This window comes from Acinetobacter sp. CAU_H_S139_7, assembly GCF_058599305.1.
In genome coordinates, this window is record NZ_CM178651.1 from 1,814,999 (window position 1) to 1,831,272 (window position 16,274).

At 36.1% G+C, this 16,274-nt stretch carries 10 protein-coding genes and 3 pseudogenes; 2 read left to right on the forward strand and 11 right to left on the reverse strand.

The features are described 5' to 3' along the window. Window positions 1–120 precede the first annotated feature (120 nt). A complete protein-coding gene (locus AC4MC0_RS08890; RefSeq protein ID WP_004642076.1) occupies window positions 121–1,161 on the forward strand; it encodes an IS481 family transposase in 1,041 nt (346 codons plus the stop codon). 36 nt (window positions 1,162–1,197) lie between these two features. Here AC4MC0_RS08890 and AC4MC0_RS08895 read toward each other — a convergent pair. From AC4MC0_RS08895 to tssM, 8 genes and pseudogenes are all read right to left on the reverse strand, one after another. Beyond that, window positions 1,198–2,120, reverse strand: a pseudogene (locus AC4MC0_RS08895) (IS5 family transposase). Window positions 2,121–2,390: 270 nt separating this feature from the next. Beyond that, window positions 2,391–2,828 carry a hypothetical protein gene (locus AC4MC0_RS08900; RefSeq protein ID WP_004692100.1) on the reverse strand — a complete coding sequence of 146 codons (438 nt, stop codon included), beginning with the start codon at window positions 2,826–2,828 and terminating at the stop codon, window positions 2,391–2,393. 1 nt (window position 2,829) lies between these two features. Then, window positions 2,830–5,163: a hypothetical protein gene (locus AC4MC0_RS08905; protein ID WP_279746682.1), complete on the reverse strand. Its 2,334-nt coding sequence runs from the start codon at window positions 5,161–5,163 to the stop codon at window positions 2,830–2,832. Continuing rightward, window positions 5,153–6,736, reverse strand: coding sequence for a site-specific integrase (locus AC4MC0_RS08910; RefSeq protein ID WP_005399437.1), 1,584 nt, complete (start codon window positions 6,734–6,736; stop codon window positions 5,153–5,155). The genes AC4MC0_RS08905 and AC4MC0_RS08910 overlap by 11 nt, the downstream gene beginning before the upstream one ends. Before the next feature lie 3 nt (window positions 6,737–6,739). Then, the gene (locus AC4MC0_RS08915) at window positions 6,740–8,077 is read right to left on the reverse strand and encodes a site-specific integrase (RefSeq protein ID WP_004693122.1); all 1,338 of its coding nucleotides are present in this window, start codon (window positions 8,075–8,077) and stop codon (window positions 6,740–6,742) included. 213 nt (window positions 8,078–8,290) lie between these two features. After that, window positions 8,291–9,007, reverse strand: a complete 717-nt coding sequence (locus tag AC4MC0_RS08920; protein WP_418655282.1) for an OmpA family protein — start codon at window positions 9,005–9,007, stop codon at window positions 8,291–8,293. A 54-nt stretch (window positions 9,008–9,061) separates the two neighbouring features. Then, the gene (gene tagF / locus AC4MC0_RS08925) at window positions 9,062–10,018 is read right to left on the reverse strand and encodes a type VI secretion system-associated protein TagF (RefSeq protein WP_005399434.1); all 957 of its coding nucleotides are present in this window, start codon (window positions 10,016–10,018) and stop codon (window positions 9,062–9,064) included. A gap of 36 nt (window positions 10,019–10,054) precedes the next feature. After that, window positions 10,055–13,645, reverse strand: a pseudogene (gene tssM, locus AC4MC0_RS08930) (type VI secretion system membrane subunit TssM); the annotation flags it as partial. A 3-nt stretch (window positions 13,646–13,648) separates the two neighbouring features. On the opposite strand from tssM, the pseudogene AC4MC0_RS08935 reads away from it, so the two are divergent. Then, window positions 13,649–13,978: pseudogene (locus AC4MC0_RS08935) on the forward strand (M15 family metallopeptidase); the annotation flags it as partial. Here the strand turns inward: AC4MC0_RS08935 and AC4MC0_RS08940 are convergent. The 3 genes from AC4MC0_RS08940 to AC4MC0_RS08950 form a co-directional block, all read right to left on the reverse strand. Continuing rightward, window positions 13,979–14,752 carry an alpha/beta fold hydrolase gene (locus tag AC4MC0_RS08940; protein WP_336000027.1) on the reverse strand — a complete coding sequence of 258 codons (774 nt, stop codon included), beginning with the start codon at window positions 14,750–14,752 and terminating at the stop codon, window positions 13,979–13,981. A gap of 232 nt (window positions 14,753–14,984) precedes the next feature. Continuing rightward, a complete protein-coding gene (locus AC4MC0_RS08945; protein WP_336000028.1) occupies window positions 14,985–15,854 on the reverse strand; it encodes an MBL fold metallo-hydrolase in 870 nt (289 codons plus the stop codon). Beyond that, complete coding sequence (locus AC4MC0_RS08950) at window positions 15,851–16,273, reverse strand: DUF6691 family protein (protein ID WP_078426329.1); 423 nt, start codon at window positions 16,271–16,273, stop codon at window positions 15,851–15,853. The genes AC4MC0_RS08945 and AC4MC0_RS08950 overlap by 4 nt, the downstream gene beginning before the upstream one ends. Window position 16,274 lies beyond the last annotated feature (1 nt).

Below are 16,274 nucleotides of genomic sequence, written 5' to 3' on the forward strand. Positions count from 1 at the left end.
GTATGAGGCCGACCTAATTTGTATTAGTTCAGACTTGATCGTACATTCTTCTTGAAAAAGAGAAAGTTACCCGTTTTGATAAAGGTGTCGAAATCTTAATCAAACAAAGGTAACTTTCTTATGTTGCATACTAACAATCAAATCATTAAACACAAAGTAGGTCTGCTCAATTTAGCTGAAGAGCTTCAGAATGTATCCAGAGCATGCAAAGTGATGGGTGTTTCAAGAGATACATTTTATCGCTATCAAGAGTTAGTGAAGTCTGGTGATATTGACGCACTGATCAATAAATCCCGTCGAGTACCAAATTTAAAAAACCGTGTAGATGATGCTACTGAACAGGCTGTTATTGATTTCGCAATTCAATATCCCGCATATGGTCAGCACCGTACTAGTAATGAATTACGCAAGAAGGGTGTATTCGTTTCAGGGAGTGGGGTTCGCTCTATATGGCTTCGTCATGATTTAGAAAACTTTAAGAAGCGTTTAAAAGCACTTGAGGCTAAAGTGGCACAGGATGGTATTGAATTAAATGATCAGCAGATTGCGGCACTTGAACGTAAGCATGAGGATGACGTTGCTTGTGGTGAAATCGAAACAGCTCATCCAGGCTATTTAGGCGCGCAAGACACCTTTTATGTCGGGAATCTCAAAGGTGTTGGACGAATCTACCAACAAACATTCATCGACACTTATAGTAAGGTCGTTCATTGCAAGCTCTATACAACAAAAACACCGATTACAGCGGCTGATTTACTCAATGATCGTGTGTTGCCATTCTATCAATCTCAGGACTTACCAATGCTTCGCATCCTCACAGACAGAGGTACTGAGTATTGCGGTAAGGTAGAACAACATGACTATGAGTTGTATCTGGCAGTTAATGATATTGATCACACGAAGACAAAAGCAGCTTCCCCGCAAACAAATGGTATATGTGAGCGTTTCCATAAGACGATTTTGCAGGAGTTCTATCAAATTACGTTTAGGAAGAAGCTTTATAGCTCATTGGAAGAATTACAAGTTGATCTAGACGATTGGCTGAAATTCTATAATACTGAACGGACTCATCAAGGAAAAATGTGCTGTGGTCGTACACCACTTGAAACTTTACTTGATGGAAAACGGATTTGGGCTGAGAAAAATTTAGCTCAAATTTAACCTGACAGGCACAATAAAAAATGGGTAACTGTCAGATCAGGTTTGAGCTAGTACACCTAATTCTGCAAATTTATTCAATACAGCTATGCGTGCATGGATATCATTTACCTGACTAGAAAAACTCCTTGCCGTTAATTTATCGCCTAATAATTTGATGCAATGCATCTTGGTTTCAACCAAACTTCGACGGTGATAACCAGACCATTTTTTCCAAAGCGTTCTTCCTAAACGTTTCACTGTTTTTAACAATTCATTCCTCTCTAAAGATCTCAATTTCTGATCTTTCCATGGTTTTGCATTTTTTCTTGGCGGAATGACTGCATGTGCATCTCGATCTAAAATGACTTGTCTACAGTGCTTCGTATCATAAGCACCATCGGTATAGACTGAATCAATTTGTTCATCTAAAGGAATTTGAGCAAGTAAATCACCGAGTACTTGCGAATCACTCACATTATTTGTTGTGAGTTGTACTGCACGTATTTGAAGGGTTTCAGCATCGATCCCAATATGAAGCTTACGCCATTGGCGACGATATTCAGGTCCATGTTTCTTACGTTTCCATTCACCTTCACCTAGAAACTTTAAGCCAGTTGAGTCTACGAGTAGATGTAATCCATCACTACTTTTTTGATAGCTAATTGCAATATCAATATGTTTTTGTCTTCGACAAAGCGTACTGTAATCTGGCGCAGTCCAATTTAATCCACACAGTTTAATTAGACTTTGAACAAAACCTGTGACCATGCGTAAAGAAAGTCTGAATAAAGATTTGATCATTAAACAGCATTGAATAGCAGGGCAGAGTAAGTTTGATTTCGACCTTGCTTGCCTTGTGGTTGTGCATACCATTGAGTGTTTGGATCAAACCAAATGGAAATATTACCTCGGTTAATGAGGGCACGATTATAGGAAGACCAGTTAGTTGTACGATAGGTTTTAGGCGTAGGTTTATTCATTTTGAAATTATAATGCTGAAAAAACCTTCTAAGCTAGGTTTGTGCAACAAAGCCACTACAAGTTATAAATTGCGTGATTCACAGCCGCATAACTGAGAGCCTGCTAGAGTTCAAGCGGGCTTCACTGGAAGCTTACATCAGCCAAGAACAGTTAACACTATTAACTGCAATTGACCGTAGCTATTTATGGCGAATTGAAAGTGGAGAAGTCAATATTACTGTTGAAAACTCTATCAAATATCTAAAATGCTAAATGTTAACCCCAAAATACTACTCCCTTGATAGATACTTTTTGAGTAGGTAGGGGGCCAATAGATGATCAATCTTCAAATTAGTCCTTAGTTTTACTTCTTCAATGATATCTATAAGTGTTTCCGTATTCTGATGAAGCTGAGACTCTAAGTCTTCAATTTGTGTACGTAGATTTTTATTAGTATCGGAAAGAGCCTGTCTTGTCTTTTTATTCACATAAAGTTGCTGTTCTTTTGCTTTTAAGTTTAATGGCGAAATTTGTTCTGATAAATATAAGCTGATGAGTTTCTTCCTTTCAACAGAACTTAAGGTACTTAATCCGCCAGATATATACCTCTTAAAAGTTAAGCGGTTATGTAGAGCTTTGTGCGAAATAGGCGATTTCTCAAAACCCTCAACTAACATCATTTGCAATTCTTGCTCTATTACTTCATCTAATTGTTTACCACGTAACATTTCAGGATTCCTTAGACTCAATTTTTTGTTGCTCTATGGCAAATAGTTCACTTAATGTTGTTGGTAATTTAGTGATCGTATCTCCATAAGGAAAAACAGGAATAGGTATTAATTTATTTTGCCTATCAAGTGCTTTTTCTTTTAAATCCCTTAAATAATGAATTTTTTGACGGAACTGTGCAAGCATTTCAGTATATGTAGAATCATGAGCTACGATTTGTTCTATATATTCAAACTCAACCAACAAATTATTCAAAGTGTGTTGCAGAACTTCTAATTCACCTTTTCGGCCAGTTAGAGCAAAGTTTCCACATTGATCGCCAGATTGACAGGCAAGACGTTTAGGACAATCATGCACAGCAACCTCACGCATACAGCCGCCAAAAGGTAAGGGATGTAAACAGGCATGCCGTTGAACTAATGAGTTAGCTAATGTTTGATCTTCTTTAATCAATTCATTAAATGATTCAGCAATATCTTGAAAATACTCATCAAAAAATGAGTCCTTTAAATAATTAGATACTTCAATTTTTGAGTCAAAAGTCTGTAAATTCATCTTTAAATTATTTTCTAGATCTAACTGTTCTGAAAAGAACATTAAACCATCTTGCTTAATAGCATCTATTGGGGAATCAGTTTTCTGTGCTTGATTAACTACGCTTGGAGACATCAGATCATATTTTTCTAGCATACTAGCCGCAACTTTACGTTGCTTTAACGCTAAGTGGTGATAATATTGATTTTGTTTAATATCCACACGCCCCATTAGCATTGCCTGCAAATGCTCGGCTAAGCCACTAAGGGCAAGAAAAGTATTTATGTTATGTCGTGGAATATGGCTGGTTAATCTTGAATGTTCTGATTCTGTTTCTAATAAATTATATTTTTGAAACACTGACTTAGATGAATTAACTGACCTAGCACCTAAAAAATTATTAATCATTATCACACTGAATGGAACCACAAGTGATTTAAAGATAAAATCTTTCCCCATATTAATAGATCTATATTCATGTATAAAAAGCAAATCTTCGTAAGCGATCTTTTCAATTTTACCTTCATAATTAAACACATAATCAATTGGATTTTCTAAATTTGATTTGATTAATGATTTTAGGTGTGCATCAATATCCTTTTTTAAATAATATCTTTTGTTATTTACACCATTTTTTTCAGACCTTAGAATAGAAACTTTATTAAGATTAAGTGTAACAGTCGCTCTTTGTCCAGCCCGACCTGATTTATATTCTTTCAAACTAAAAATAGTATTAATTAAATCATCAATCTCAAGATAATCTTCCATTATATCATCTATGGATTTAGGAAAATAATCTTTACAGCCTTTCGATCTTATGTAATTTAGATGACTTCGATATTCAGATGTAAGTTCCAACACAGATTTAAAAATACTCTCAACTAGTTTTACAGATGATGGCTCAACCCAGTGGATTCTATAACCAGCACCTTTGGCACCGTGATATTGAATACCTAAGGTATATTGCTTAATACCATCTAAAGTTAAGTGTTTTTGGGTGACAGGATCAAGTATAGGTTTTTTAATTAAAGCATCTGTTTTTAGAAGAATAACTTCTGTCGAACGTAAACCAGTGATTATAAGCAATAACAACAGATTGAGAACTATCTTTTCACCATTCGTTTTACACAAACTTATTAGCGAAACAATATTAATAAATGTCTGAATAGAAATCAGCTTTTCTTTATTAAGATCATCTTCATCAAGCTCTAACTGATCTATCAAAGCTTTTGTTTTTTTTGCATTCGGTGTTCTATTTATAGAATTTATGTATAAATATTTTTGAGAAAATTCTAATGGTTGTTCAGTAAAACCATAATGATTTAGCATTTGCTGTAATCTAAGATATGTTCCAGCATGGTCAGGAAGGTTAGCTTTATTTGAGTTTTCAGCTAGTATTTTAAAAGAATTTTCTAAAGTTAATGTTGATAAGAAGCAGGGATGAGTATTCTCGGGATTCGTTCTAAATAATTCACTAAACCAACGCTTAATAATAAGCACCTCTGCATATAATTTTTGCGGAGAAGTTTTTGAATTAGCCTTTCTATAACTAAGAACCATTACAGCTTTAATAAATTCTTGATACTTTATGTTTATAGGAATGTCATTTATTCCTTTCATTCTTCTCGTTGCCTGAAATGAAAAACGTGTTTTTCCACTACGTGAAAGCAACCATCCTGAACCAATAACCCCTCCAGCCCATTCAGGATCAGTCCATTCCCATTTGAAATTTGGTTTAATATTTTCTTTAAAGAAAATCTTCTGTTCATCAATAAAAGCATTATATTTTTCAAAATTCATAAATATCACCCTTGTGTGTTTCACAACGAGCAATTACGGATTCAATTTCAAATTTAGTGGACTCATGGACTCGAATAAGTGGATTTCTGGAAATACCTATACCATCTGACAGTTTGATCAAATCATTAATTTCATTTTGGATACTTTCTAGCACATTCCTGTGATTAGCATCTATAAAGGGATGGAAATACATACAACCATAACAATTGCGAACAGGTTGAAATAGACATTTGTCTTCATATGAACACCCACCTATATCATAATGAATTTTACTACCAATATTTCCTAATACTTTTTTTCCATGCCAATCTTTCTTATAAATCAACCTTCCAGTGAGAAGCATAGCTATCATTTGTTTGTACAAGGAATTATTTCCAAGTGCTTGAGCTCTAATTTGAGCTAGCTCTGGTGTAGAGAAAATATAATGCCTAGCTGTTACCACTGAAGAATGACCTAAGATATATGCAATTTCCTCAGCAGAAGATCCTGCCATTGCCAAACTATAGCCGACATGATGCCTAAAATCAGAAAAAGAATATTTTTGTTTTATCATGTCACCTGCAAGTACAGCTTCTCTGTAGGCTTTAGGAGCAAAATCAAATAATTGTGTATTAATCACTTTTGAGCAAAAGCATGCAGAATTTTCTCCTAAATCAAATAACTTATCTTTTAGATTTAAGTTATATCTTTCGATATAAGTAATGATGATTTTAGCAACTTCTTCTGGTAATTTAATTGCTATCTTTTCATGTACATATCTAGCTTGTTTAGCATATGGGATTAATATGCTATAACGATGGAATTGATCTATCGTACGTGTGGTATCTATTTTTATATCTTCAACAGCTAGCTTAGCTAATTGGACAGGTCTAAGCCCAGTTACATACACCAAACCAAGTATTGATGAGTAAAGTAGTGTTTGTTTATCAATGTGTTTAAAATCATCTTTAATTACTTGGTTTAATTTGATAAAACCTTGTTGAATCATTGAAATAAGTGGGTAATCAATAGAATCTTCATATTCTTGATAGAATAAATTTGAATTAAAAGATTTAGGTCTAGGAATAAACTCCAGTTCATAATCATCTTCTATATCAAAGTTGGGAAAATCTTCTAAAATTAGTAGTTTCAATAAAAATTTTATATGTGCATAAGTATTTTGATGATTTTCTAGAGGTGCAATTTCTATCAATAATTTTTTTAAGTTTGCGTAACTAAATTCTAATTCATTATTTTTTAGATGATTTATTAGAAAATTAAAAGTATGAAACTTTATACTCAAATGGGATGGCGTATTTTTTTGAATAAATGAAATCAGAAAAAATTTAAGTAAAGTAGTTTCATTTTCAGAAAGTTTAGAAAAATCAATATTCTCGGTCTGGCCTGAATAATAAAATTTCCAAATAGTATTTGCTGAATTGATAAAATTATCATCAAATTTATCTGTAATTAAAAATCTAACAATTTTTGGTATTTTTTTACTCATACCTTGAAGAGCAATCGTCTGGTGATCATTAAAGATTGATATGAAATGCTGCTCATGAAAATCATCAAAAAGTTCAAATTGCTTCATTTTTTATAATTCCCATAATTCTTGCGATATACGCTGCAAATTTATAAGATTGGCACTATCGACAATAAATCGTTTTGCATAGTAGCTTGGCATTATGCTGTTAGCACTCCAACCACCTAAGACACGTAGATTTTCTTGTGCTTTTTGCATAATTTCATCATTGCTTTGAGTTAGCGGAGATGCACTTTCGTTTCGATACTTTTTTATAGCAAAAGCCAAAGTGATATAAGCCCATGTATGACGACATACATGAGGGGTAAACTTTTGAATCGATTCTATATTTATATCATCAAAATATATAGGATGTAAGGTCCTAAAAACTTGCTCTATCACCTTAAAAATCGCATTAATAGACGAATAGCTCAGCGGGGAGTAGGGCGGTTTCAGTGATGTAAACAAGATATCTGAATCATTAAGATTCCTTATCTTTTCCATATACAACATCAAAAACTTATAATCCATGCTATCTAGTTTTATAACCCTGTAAGATTGCTCATTTTTTATGCTAGGCTTTCTCTGTCTGGAATCATGTTCATCATCCGTATTGGTTACTATGAGACTATATGAATCAGAATTGATTGATTTTTTTATCGATCTTTTTGTGAGTAGCATTAATTCACCCACCCGCAAACCGTAGTTCATCATAAGATGCACAATCAGAAAGTTTCGAAGTTGATGTGATTTTGTTGAGAATGGATTGTCTTTATTAATATTAGCCGCCTGATCTGGACGAATAATTTTATAAAGCATAACCACCATTTCATTGGTTAAACTTTTAAAATTATGATTAATATTACTTTTTACAGTTAAACTACGTTTAGAAAATTTACTAAAAATCTTTTTTTTGTTCATTAAGAACAAATCTATCTTTTTCCTACGATTTGTTAGCTCTTTGATTTTAATATCTTGATAGCGTATGTTCCAGTATCCATCTAAAAGATACCCGAAGTACTTAAACACTGACCGCAAACGCTGTGTAATGGTCATATAGTTAGTCTCAATATTTGATCGAAGTCGAATCAAATTTGTTTCTAATTTTTTATTATTTTCTAAGAAAACAATAAAGTTATCGATTTCATTCAAAAAAATCTCAGGTTCATATTTGGAGGAAAAAAATGATTCACAGAACAAAGTTGAATATTTCTGATACCAAAATTCATACCAAAACTTAAGTGCCAACATGTCTGATTGTTGTGTGGCAATACTTTGAAATCGCAGGACAGTTGTAGAATAGAGTAAAGGATAGAGACAAGGTACTGTAGCTGAAGTATCAAACAGTAGAACTATGTGATTTTGATTTGAATAATTTTTTGAAATTTTAATTGTTTTTACGACAAACATTCTAACTACCAAGAACTTTATGAAGTAAATAAAATATAAACATAAGTGAACTCAATGTGAAATATTATTTTATATAAGTGATTGATTTTAGGTTAAGCATAGAGATCTATGAACTTAACGTATCATGTACTCAATTTAACATAATATACATTATACGCAATATAAGTTATTTATAAAAAGCTACACTTGATGATGTAGCTTTTTATAAATAACTTAGATCACATCAAATTCAATTCGACGGTTTTTCTTACGACCATCTGCAGTTGCATTATCAGCAACAGGTTTGTTTGAGCCCAATCCTTCGACACTTAAGCGTTCTGCTGCAATACTTTTATTGATCAAATAATTTTTCACAGCTACAGCACGTTCTTTACTTAAAGCAAGATTCTTTGCGACGTCACCTGAACTATCTGTATGTCCGATAATTTTGACCTTTTTCCCTCCAACCTTATTTAGCGCCACCGCCATTTCATCTAAGATCTGAGTCCCACTCACAGCCAAAACTGCACTGCCAGATTCAAATTCTATAATTCTGTTTTTAAGCGCTTCATCTATGATTTGCTGTTCAGCCTGATTGACAGAAAGCTGCGCATTCAAGCGATATGGTGGCGTTACTAAACTTTGGAATAAGTTTGTTGTTGGCTGAACTTCATTTGAACTCGATATTTTTCCATTAAGTTCCATTTGCGTACCACGTACAGAAAGTTTACCTTGGTAAACTTTTTTTAACTCTGGAACCACCATATTCGCAACAGATTCACTCCAACCATTTGGAGCGCTAACTGCTTTAACCTTTATTTTATCAATCACTTGGTCAGCGCCATAAACACTATACATCTTGTTTAAAATGATTTGCTTACTGGCATCATTTGGAACAACACCTTCAACAATAATCGGTTCAGCCCAGACATTCACGCTCAAAACCAACATTAAAGTCAGCAGCCATTTATTCGACTTAAATCTATGATTTATTTTCATATTTTACTAATCTATAAAAGTTTTTTTAAAAAGTTTCACAGCTTGTATTAAGCTCAATTGCCGCTCACACAAAGCTTGCTCCAGAGTTGCCAAACCGGCATTTTGCTCTAAATATGCATCAATCCAATTGGCTTGAACCAATGAAACCCAGTGATCTGAATCTAACTTTTGCGTGAAAATTTCACTTAAGGTCATAATATCTGCCCCTTGAAAGCCAAAAAGCAGTACAGGTTTTTCGCTATGTAAAATCCCTATCAGAAGCTCAGCATTTTGATTTTGAATAAAAAAACTAATTAGATTGACCCAAAAAGCCGCAATTTCATAGCAGTAGCTAGAGTTATTAATAGGTAAAATCAACACCTTAGTTAAGCGACTAGTACCATATTGAATAACGGGTTGTAACAATAACCCGAGTCCAATCATGCTTTGTGCAAGCTCGTAACTGCTCATTCTCAGTAATTGAGCAAATGAATGTATCGTATGGTGTTCATAAAATGCCGAAACTTCGCTGTTATTAAAAACCTGTATCTCATTATTTAATTTAGATAATTTATCAAGCACGATATTGGGGTCACGTATCGAACGTATCACACGATTCTTTTGGAATAAATCGATTAAAGTTTGCTTATAGCGATATGGCGCATAAATAATATTATCAAAACTATTTTCAACCTCTAATAAGTGGCTCAAAACCATTGGAAATTGACGACCAGAACTATCGTGACTGGCTATCAAATTTGCCACAAGAAAATTATTTTCTTGTGGATTGGCAATAAAAAAGTCTAATGAAGGTAGATTTTCATACGCTTGACTAAATCCCTCTGATTGCATGGCATGTTCTAATGCTTCAGTAATCCACTGATCAATCAGTTGAATTAAGGCATACTGGCCGCGTGTTTTTAAGAAATCACCACGTGCAGGACATTTTCCATAATATAAAGCTAAGGTCCGCAGTTCATCCATCGCAATACTCCTTACAACCTAGCCACTTTCGAGAAATCATAAACGAGGCTCCTGTATACCTGGTGTTGGAGCTTTAGGACTTGCAGCTGTTGCTGAAGGTGTGGTTTGCGCTGCCACCACACGTACGGATTTATTGGTAACAATTTGATCGACCAGTTGCATACCATTGTAACTGCGCTGCCCGCCTACTCCACCATTGGCGTCCCCGCTGATTAAACGGAAATTGACTTTTACTGCAAGCTCTGGATTTTGCTGATTTCTCCAAATCATTTCATAGCTTCCGCCACGTTGCGTTCGCTCAGCACCGTCAATTAAACGATTAATGCCATATTCACCAGGCGCCTCAAAAATCGTATGCGTTTTCCCATCTAAATCAATGGCTGTAATACGTGCACCTGGAATTGCTCCGGCATTTGGCCATACAAAATTCACCCATTGTTGAATGCCGTTTTCATAAAGCATTCTTTGTCCATCAATATCAATGGTATAGGATAAAAACTTAGGATTTTCAATTGGGTAAAATTGAAAATTGGATTGCGCCGTAGCAGCAGGTGCAGACGAAGCTTGATTTAACGCTCCTGTTGCCATGCCATTACTTGGCGCAACATAGCTTTGAAAATTCATTACAAATTGTGGATTTAAACTAATCCCTAAATCTTTCCATGTCTTAGAAGTCAAGGTATAACCACGACGAATAACCAGTGGATCAAGATACTCTTTGACATAACGCGCAATACTGCCATTTTCGCCAAGAATCTGGCTAATTTCATTGCTGGTTGCTTGCAGTGTCGCTGAAGAGTTAAAAGGATATTTTTTACTCAGGTTCGTATTGAAAGGTTGGTAGACTTGCATAACCCATAGCTTATTCATCTCATCTTGTGCTGGAAGAATTAAACTTTCAAATGATTGTGTCAGTGGCGATATCAACAGTTTTTGGAGCAGTTTCTGATCAACCTCAGACAGGCCCACAGACATTTTTTCATCGACCAGCTTCTGTGTTGTATTAAAGACAGAATTTTGCTCATTAATGGTCGACTTAACCAAATTCATCGCAGATGGTCCAATATCCCCTGAGCTTTTCAAGTCATTGAATTTACTTCGGACTTGAGCTAAAGATTGCATGTATTCATCAAGCAAAGACTTATTTTGTTGGTCATCACGCTTACGCACCAACTGATAAAACATCTGGAATTCTTTAGAAATCGGGCCTTGCGCTTGATTCATGACTTTGGCATCAAGCTGAGTTTCATCTCGTCTTAATACTTTGCGTTTAAACCAAGCCACAAAACCTGTTTGCGGCGCTGCCAGCTCCGCCATTACGACTGGATTGTCCCAACTGGTTTCTTTCGCAACACGATCAAAAACACTTCGAATGGGTGAGTTTTCAGGCTCGCCTAAAACTTGAACGAAACTCGCCTGTTGTCCATAATCCTTAGCTTTTGCATAATGTATCGCACCTAAAAATTTCCGCCACTCCGCAATATATTCTTTTTTATAGAGTTCTGTGAGTTGTTTACGAATTTGATCTGGACTACCACTAAATGACAAGTCATCTGATTGTGTACTGTTAAGTACCCAGTCTTTGGTATCCGTAGGACGTTTTGCAACTTCATCGATGGCCTGTTCAACATATTCTGACCATGCCGCATGTGTAAACATACCCGGTAAAGCATAACTCCCTAAAATTGCATTTTGATTGGCATCGCCAAGCATTTGCTTTATGGTTAATGCTGGATAACGGACAGCCGCACGCATTTTTAATTCATTATAAACACGGTCTCGTGCAGGCATTCCACGAACAACAGACAGAAGAACTTGACGCGTTTGATCCACCACCAAGCTGTCTGAGCTGAGTACTGGAAATTTAGGGTCACCAGCTAAAGTCATGCTATATGACAAAATTTGCTCTGCCTTCTGGATCATTTCTCCGCGCGGCATTTGCCCACGATTATTATCTAACCATGAACGCCAGAAGCGTGTGACTTGATCACTTAAATGGCTTGCATCCATATATTGAGTATTACCCATCATTAAATAGGCTTTTAAAGCATTGTATGCATCTTGTGGATTTGCATCATTAGGCTCTAAATATTGCTGAGTTTTCGCAATAGGTGTCAGCTCTACATTTGCATGGTTTGTACGCAATTTCTCTTCATTGCTTTTCACCCGCTGTAGATATTGGGCAATATTTTGTTGTGTTGGAATCAAGACGATTTGCTCAACACCCTTTAAATATTCTGTTTTTAGCTTCTCCTGCAGCTCATCTCCCTGATATAGACCAAAACCCAGCTTTAAAGGACGATCTTCTTCAAATTGGTCCAACTGCTGCATACGTTCCTGTAAAATCAAGAGTGCACTCAGTTGTGTAGACAACTCTTGACCCGATTGCTTTTCAAGTAAAACGACTTTGTCTAAATCGGCTTGTACGTCTGCAATCAATTGTTGATTATTCCGATAAGACCACACCCATAGACTTAAAATGATGGCTACACCAAATAAAGCGGCAACAAAGGCAATATAACGCTGACGCTTTCGGCTAGGGTTAATATGTTGTTTGACGAGGTTCTTGTCTTTCAGAATAATGTCTGAAAATAAACCTTTTAAAAAATAGCCATGGTTTTGTGAAACTGAGCGCGTCGGAATGCCATTTTCATTGTCTAAACCTTTTTGCAATAAAAAGTCTTGAGCAATTTGCTCGGTCATTGGACTTTCAATAATGCCTTCTTGAAGTGCGCTGGTGAAATAAAAGCCACGAAAAACAGGTTTAAATTGGTAAGGGTTATCTTCAAACAGCGTGCCAATAAATGTCTTTAACGCAGGCTTTAAGCTCTTAAACTCTAAAGGAAATGTCATGACACTTGGAGAAATATTCTGCGAATGTCGGCGGCTGAGATGTGTCGTACTGACGCCTTTTAAACCGTCATATAAAATTGAATAGTGTTTTTCAAACAGTTCAACAGCATTATTGGCCCCATCGGTTGTATAAGGCAGTGTTGCCCCCCAAACCTGATCAAACTCACCGACTTCATAACATTCAAAAAACTCAGTAAAGCCTGCAATCAGATCCATTTTAGAGAAGACCAAATAAACAGGCGAAAAAACTTCTAGGCGCTCAGTGAGATCTTGAATCCGGGCACGTAAATTCTTTGCCAATTTGATCGACTTTTCTGGACTGTTACTCACCAACTCAGCAATACTGACAATCACGATCAAGCCATTGATTGGTGCTTTTGAGCGGTTTTTTTTCAAAATATTTAAAAAACCTAGCCACTCAAAATGATCTTCTGCATAAACAGAATAACGACCTGCAGTATCTAATAACACGCCTTCTGTTGAAAAAAACCAGTCGCAATGACGTGTTCCGCTGAGTCCAGCAGAAACTGATTTTTGATGAGTTTCTTCAAAAGGAAATTTTAAACCTGAGTTATAAATGGCCGAACTTTTACCCGCAGCAGGATTACCAATTACCATATACCATGGCAACTCGTAGAGTGCAGCATTGCCCTTTTTATCTCCCAGTTTTGATTTTCGAATCAACTGAATAGATTCTTTCATTTGTTGCTGAATCAAATGAAGTTCATCTTTGTTTTTTTGTTTGCCATATTCTGCATTGGTGTCATGTGCAATGGTAGCCCGCAGCGTCAGAATTCTTTAGCCAGCAATAAAAATACGACTTTGGCGCGTGGTTACCAAAGTTACCACCAATTTGGATTGGCGGCGGATGTCGCATTTAAGCGGGATGGAAAAGTCGTTATTTCTGAACGAGATCCATGGGCGATGCGTGGCTATCAGCTCTATGGTGAAGTTGCAGAATCTGTAGGTTTAACTTGGGGCGGGCGTTGGAAGTCGATCCAAGACTATGGCCATACCGAATTTCGAATGCCTAATTTAAAGAAAACTGCGGAAATGGCTGAAAAGCTGACCTCTGAAGGACAACTTTCAGCTGCGAATTTGAGTTAATCAGGTTGAAGGCTGACTCAAATATTGAGTGATGATTTGCAAAACTTGCGCAGTTTTCTCTGCATGTAACCAGTGTCCAGCATCTGCCACCGTCTGAATCTGGGCTTGAGAAAACTGCGATTGGATAGCTTCTATATATTCTGGCTTTGCTACATAAGGTGAGTTTCCACCACGTATAAACAATGCAGACTTATGCCATGTTTCTATATTTTCCCATGACAGAATTTGGGCATAGTTCTGATACAGTGCATCTACATTAAACAACCACTTCCCTTTGCTAAAAGATTTCAAGAGAAACTGAATCACCATTTCCTCTTTGAGATATTCACGCATGATTTCTATGGCTTGTTGACGTGTTTCAATATCTGCTTTTTGTACTGCAATGAGCGCTTTAAAAATTTGCTCATGATGATTTTCTTTATAAGCAATAGGCGTAATATCCAACACCACCAGTTGATCTAGTCGATCTCCTGCGAGTTCGGTCACTTTCATCACCAGCTTCCCCCCCATCGAATGCCCGATCAAAGAAAAGTATTCGATGTTGAGTTCATCTAAAGTTTCAATTAGATCAGCTGCCATAACCTCATAATTCATCACATTTGAATGTGACGATAACCCATGATTACGTACATCTACCTGTAATACATGGTGGCTTGAATAAAACTCCCGTGCCAACATCCCTAAATTGCTTAAACTGCCAAATAAACCATGGACAAAGACCAATGTTTTTGTAGGCGGCTGCTCATTTTGATGAAATTGATGATTTAGGATCATATGAAACTTACTTTATTTGATTGCTATAGATATTGAATTTTTAATGGAAATAAATCAAATGACTTTTTATATTGAGCTCAATTTTGCTTAGGCTATTTTGAGTAAAATATTTGCTTAGGCTAAATTTAAAGGCATGATGTACATATCTGTTTAATATCAGATTAGATTTTTGAATCAGATTTTATGCAAGTGAAAAGATGCCGAATGCCTTAAGTCTTGCTACTTTTCTATTTTAAAAATAATTCAGCGGAATTTTTAAGTAAGAAATACCATTGTCTTCTGGTTGAGGGAACTTGCCTGCAAACATATTGATTTGAATCGCTGGCAATATCAGTTTTGGCATGCTTAACGTTGCATCACGGCGATTTCGCATCTCGACAAAATCGCCCCTTTGCGTTGTAGTATTGATATGAATGTTTTCATGCTTTTGCGAATAAACCGATGTCTCATATTTGTATTGATCACGACTTTCGGGTAAGTAATCATGGCATAAGAACATCCGCGTTTGATCTGGCAATGTGTACAAAGTCTTCACTGAATCAAATAAAGCCGCCGCACTCCCTTTTGGAAAATCACAACGTGCCGTCCCATAGTCAGGCATAAACAACGTGTCCCCCACAAAAACAGTATCACCAATGACATAACTGAGACACGCAGGTGTATGCCCTGGTGTCGGAATATTATATGCTTTTATGTTACCTATCAAAAATGTCTCATGATCTGCAAAAAGATAATCAAATGACTGCGTAGCGTTTAAACTTTTAATATCTAAGTGATAAATTTCACCAAAAGTTTGTTGTACGATCTCGATCTTATGACTAATTGCAATTTTTCCACCTAGTTTTTGCTTTAAATACTGTGCAGCACTTAAATGATCTGCATGCACATGTGTTTCTAAAATCCAGTCTACGCTTAGGCTATTTTCCTGAATATAAGCAATGATTAAATCGGCCTGCTCTGTTTTGGTCGTTGCCGATGCTGCATCATAGTCCAATACACTATCAATCACGGCGCAGCGCTGAGTGTCGGGATCACTCACCACATAACTAAACGTGTTGCTCGCTGTATCAAAAAATGCTTTTACTTGAGCAATTTGCATCATGGCATTTTCTCCATTACTTTACGATGTAGCAGTACACCAACGAACATCGCAATTATAAAATAGATCGCTTGATAATAACCCAGTCCAATCAAAGTAAAGCTCGGCGCAGGACAAATTCCCGCAATTCCCCAGCCTATACCAAATAGCAGACTTCCGAAGATCAGTTTTCTGTCGATTTTCGTATTTTTAGGAAGTTGTATGGCTTCACCATAAACCGTTTTTGGATCTGGCTGACGTACAGCTTTTTGAAAAGGAATAAATGCAACCGCAATTGCACCCATCATCACAAAAGCTAAACTGGCATCCCAGTGCCCAAAAATATCTAAAAAGCCAATCACCTTCGCAGGATTCGACATTCCTGAAAGCATGAGCCCAATTGAAAATAATCCACCCCAAATGAATGCCCAAACATTTTTCATT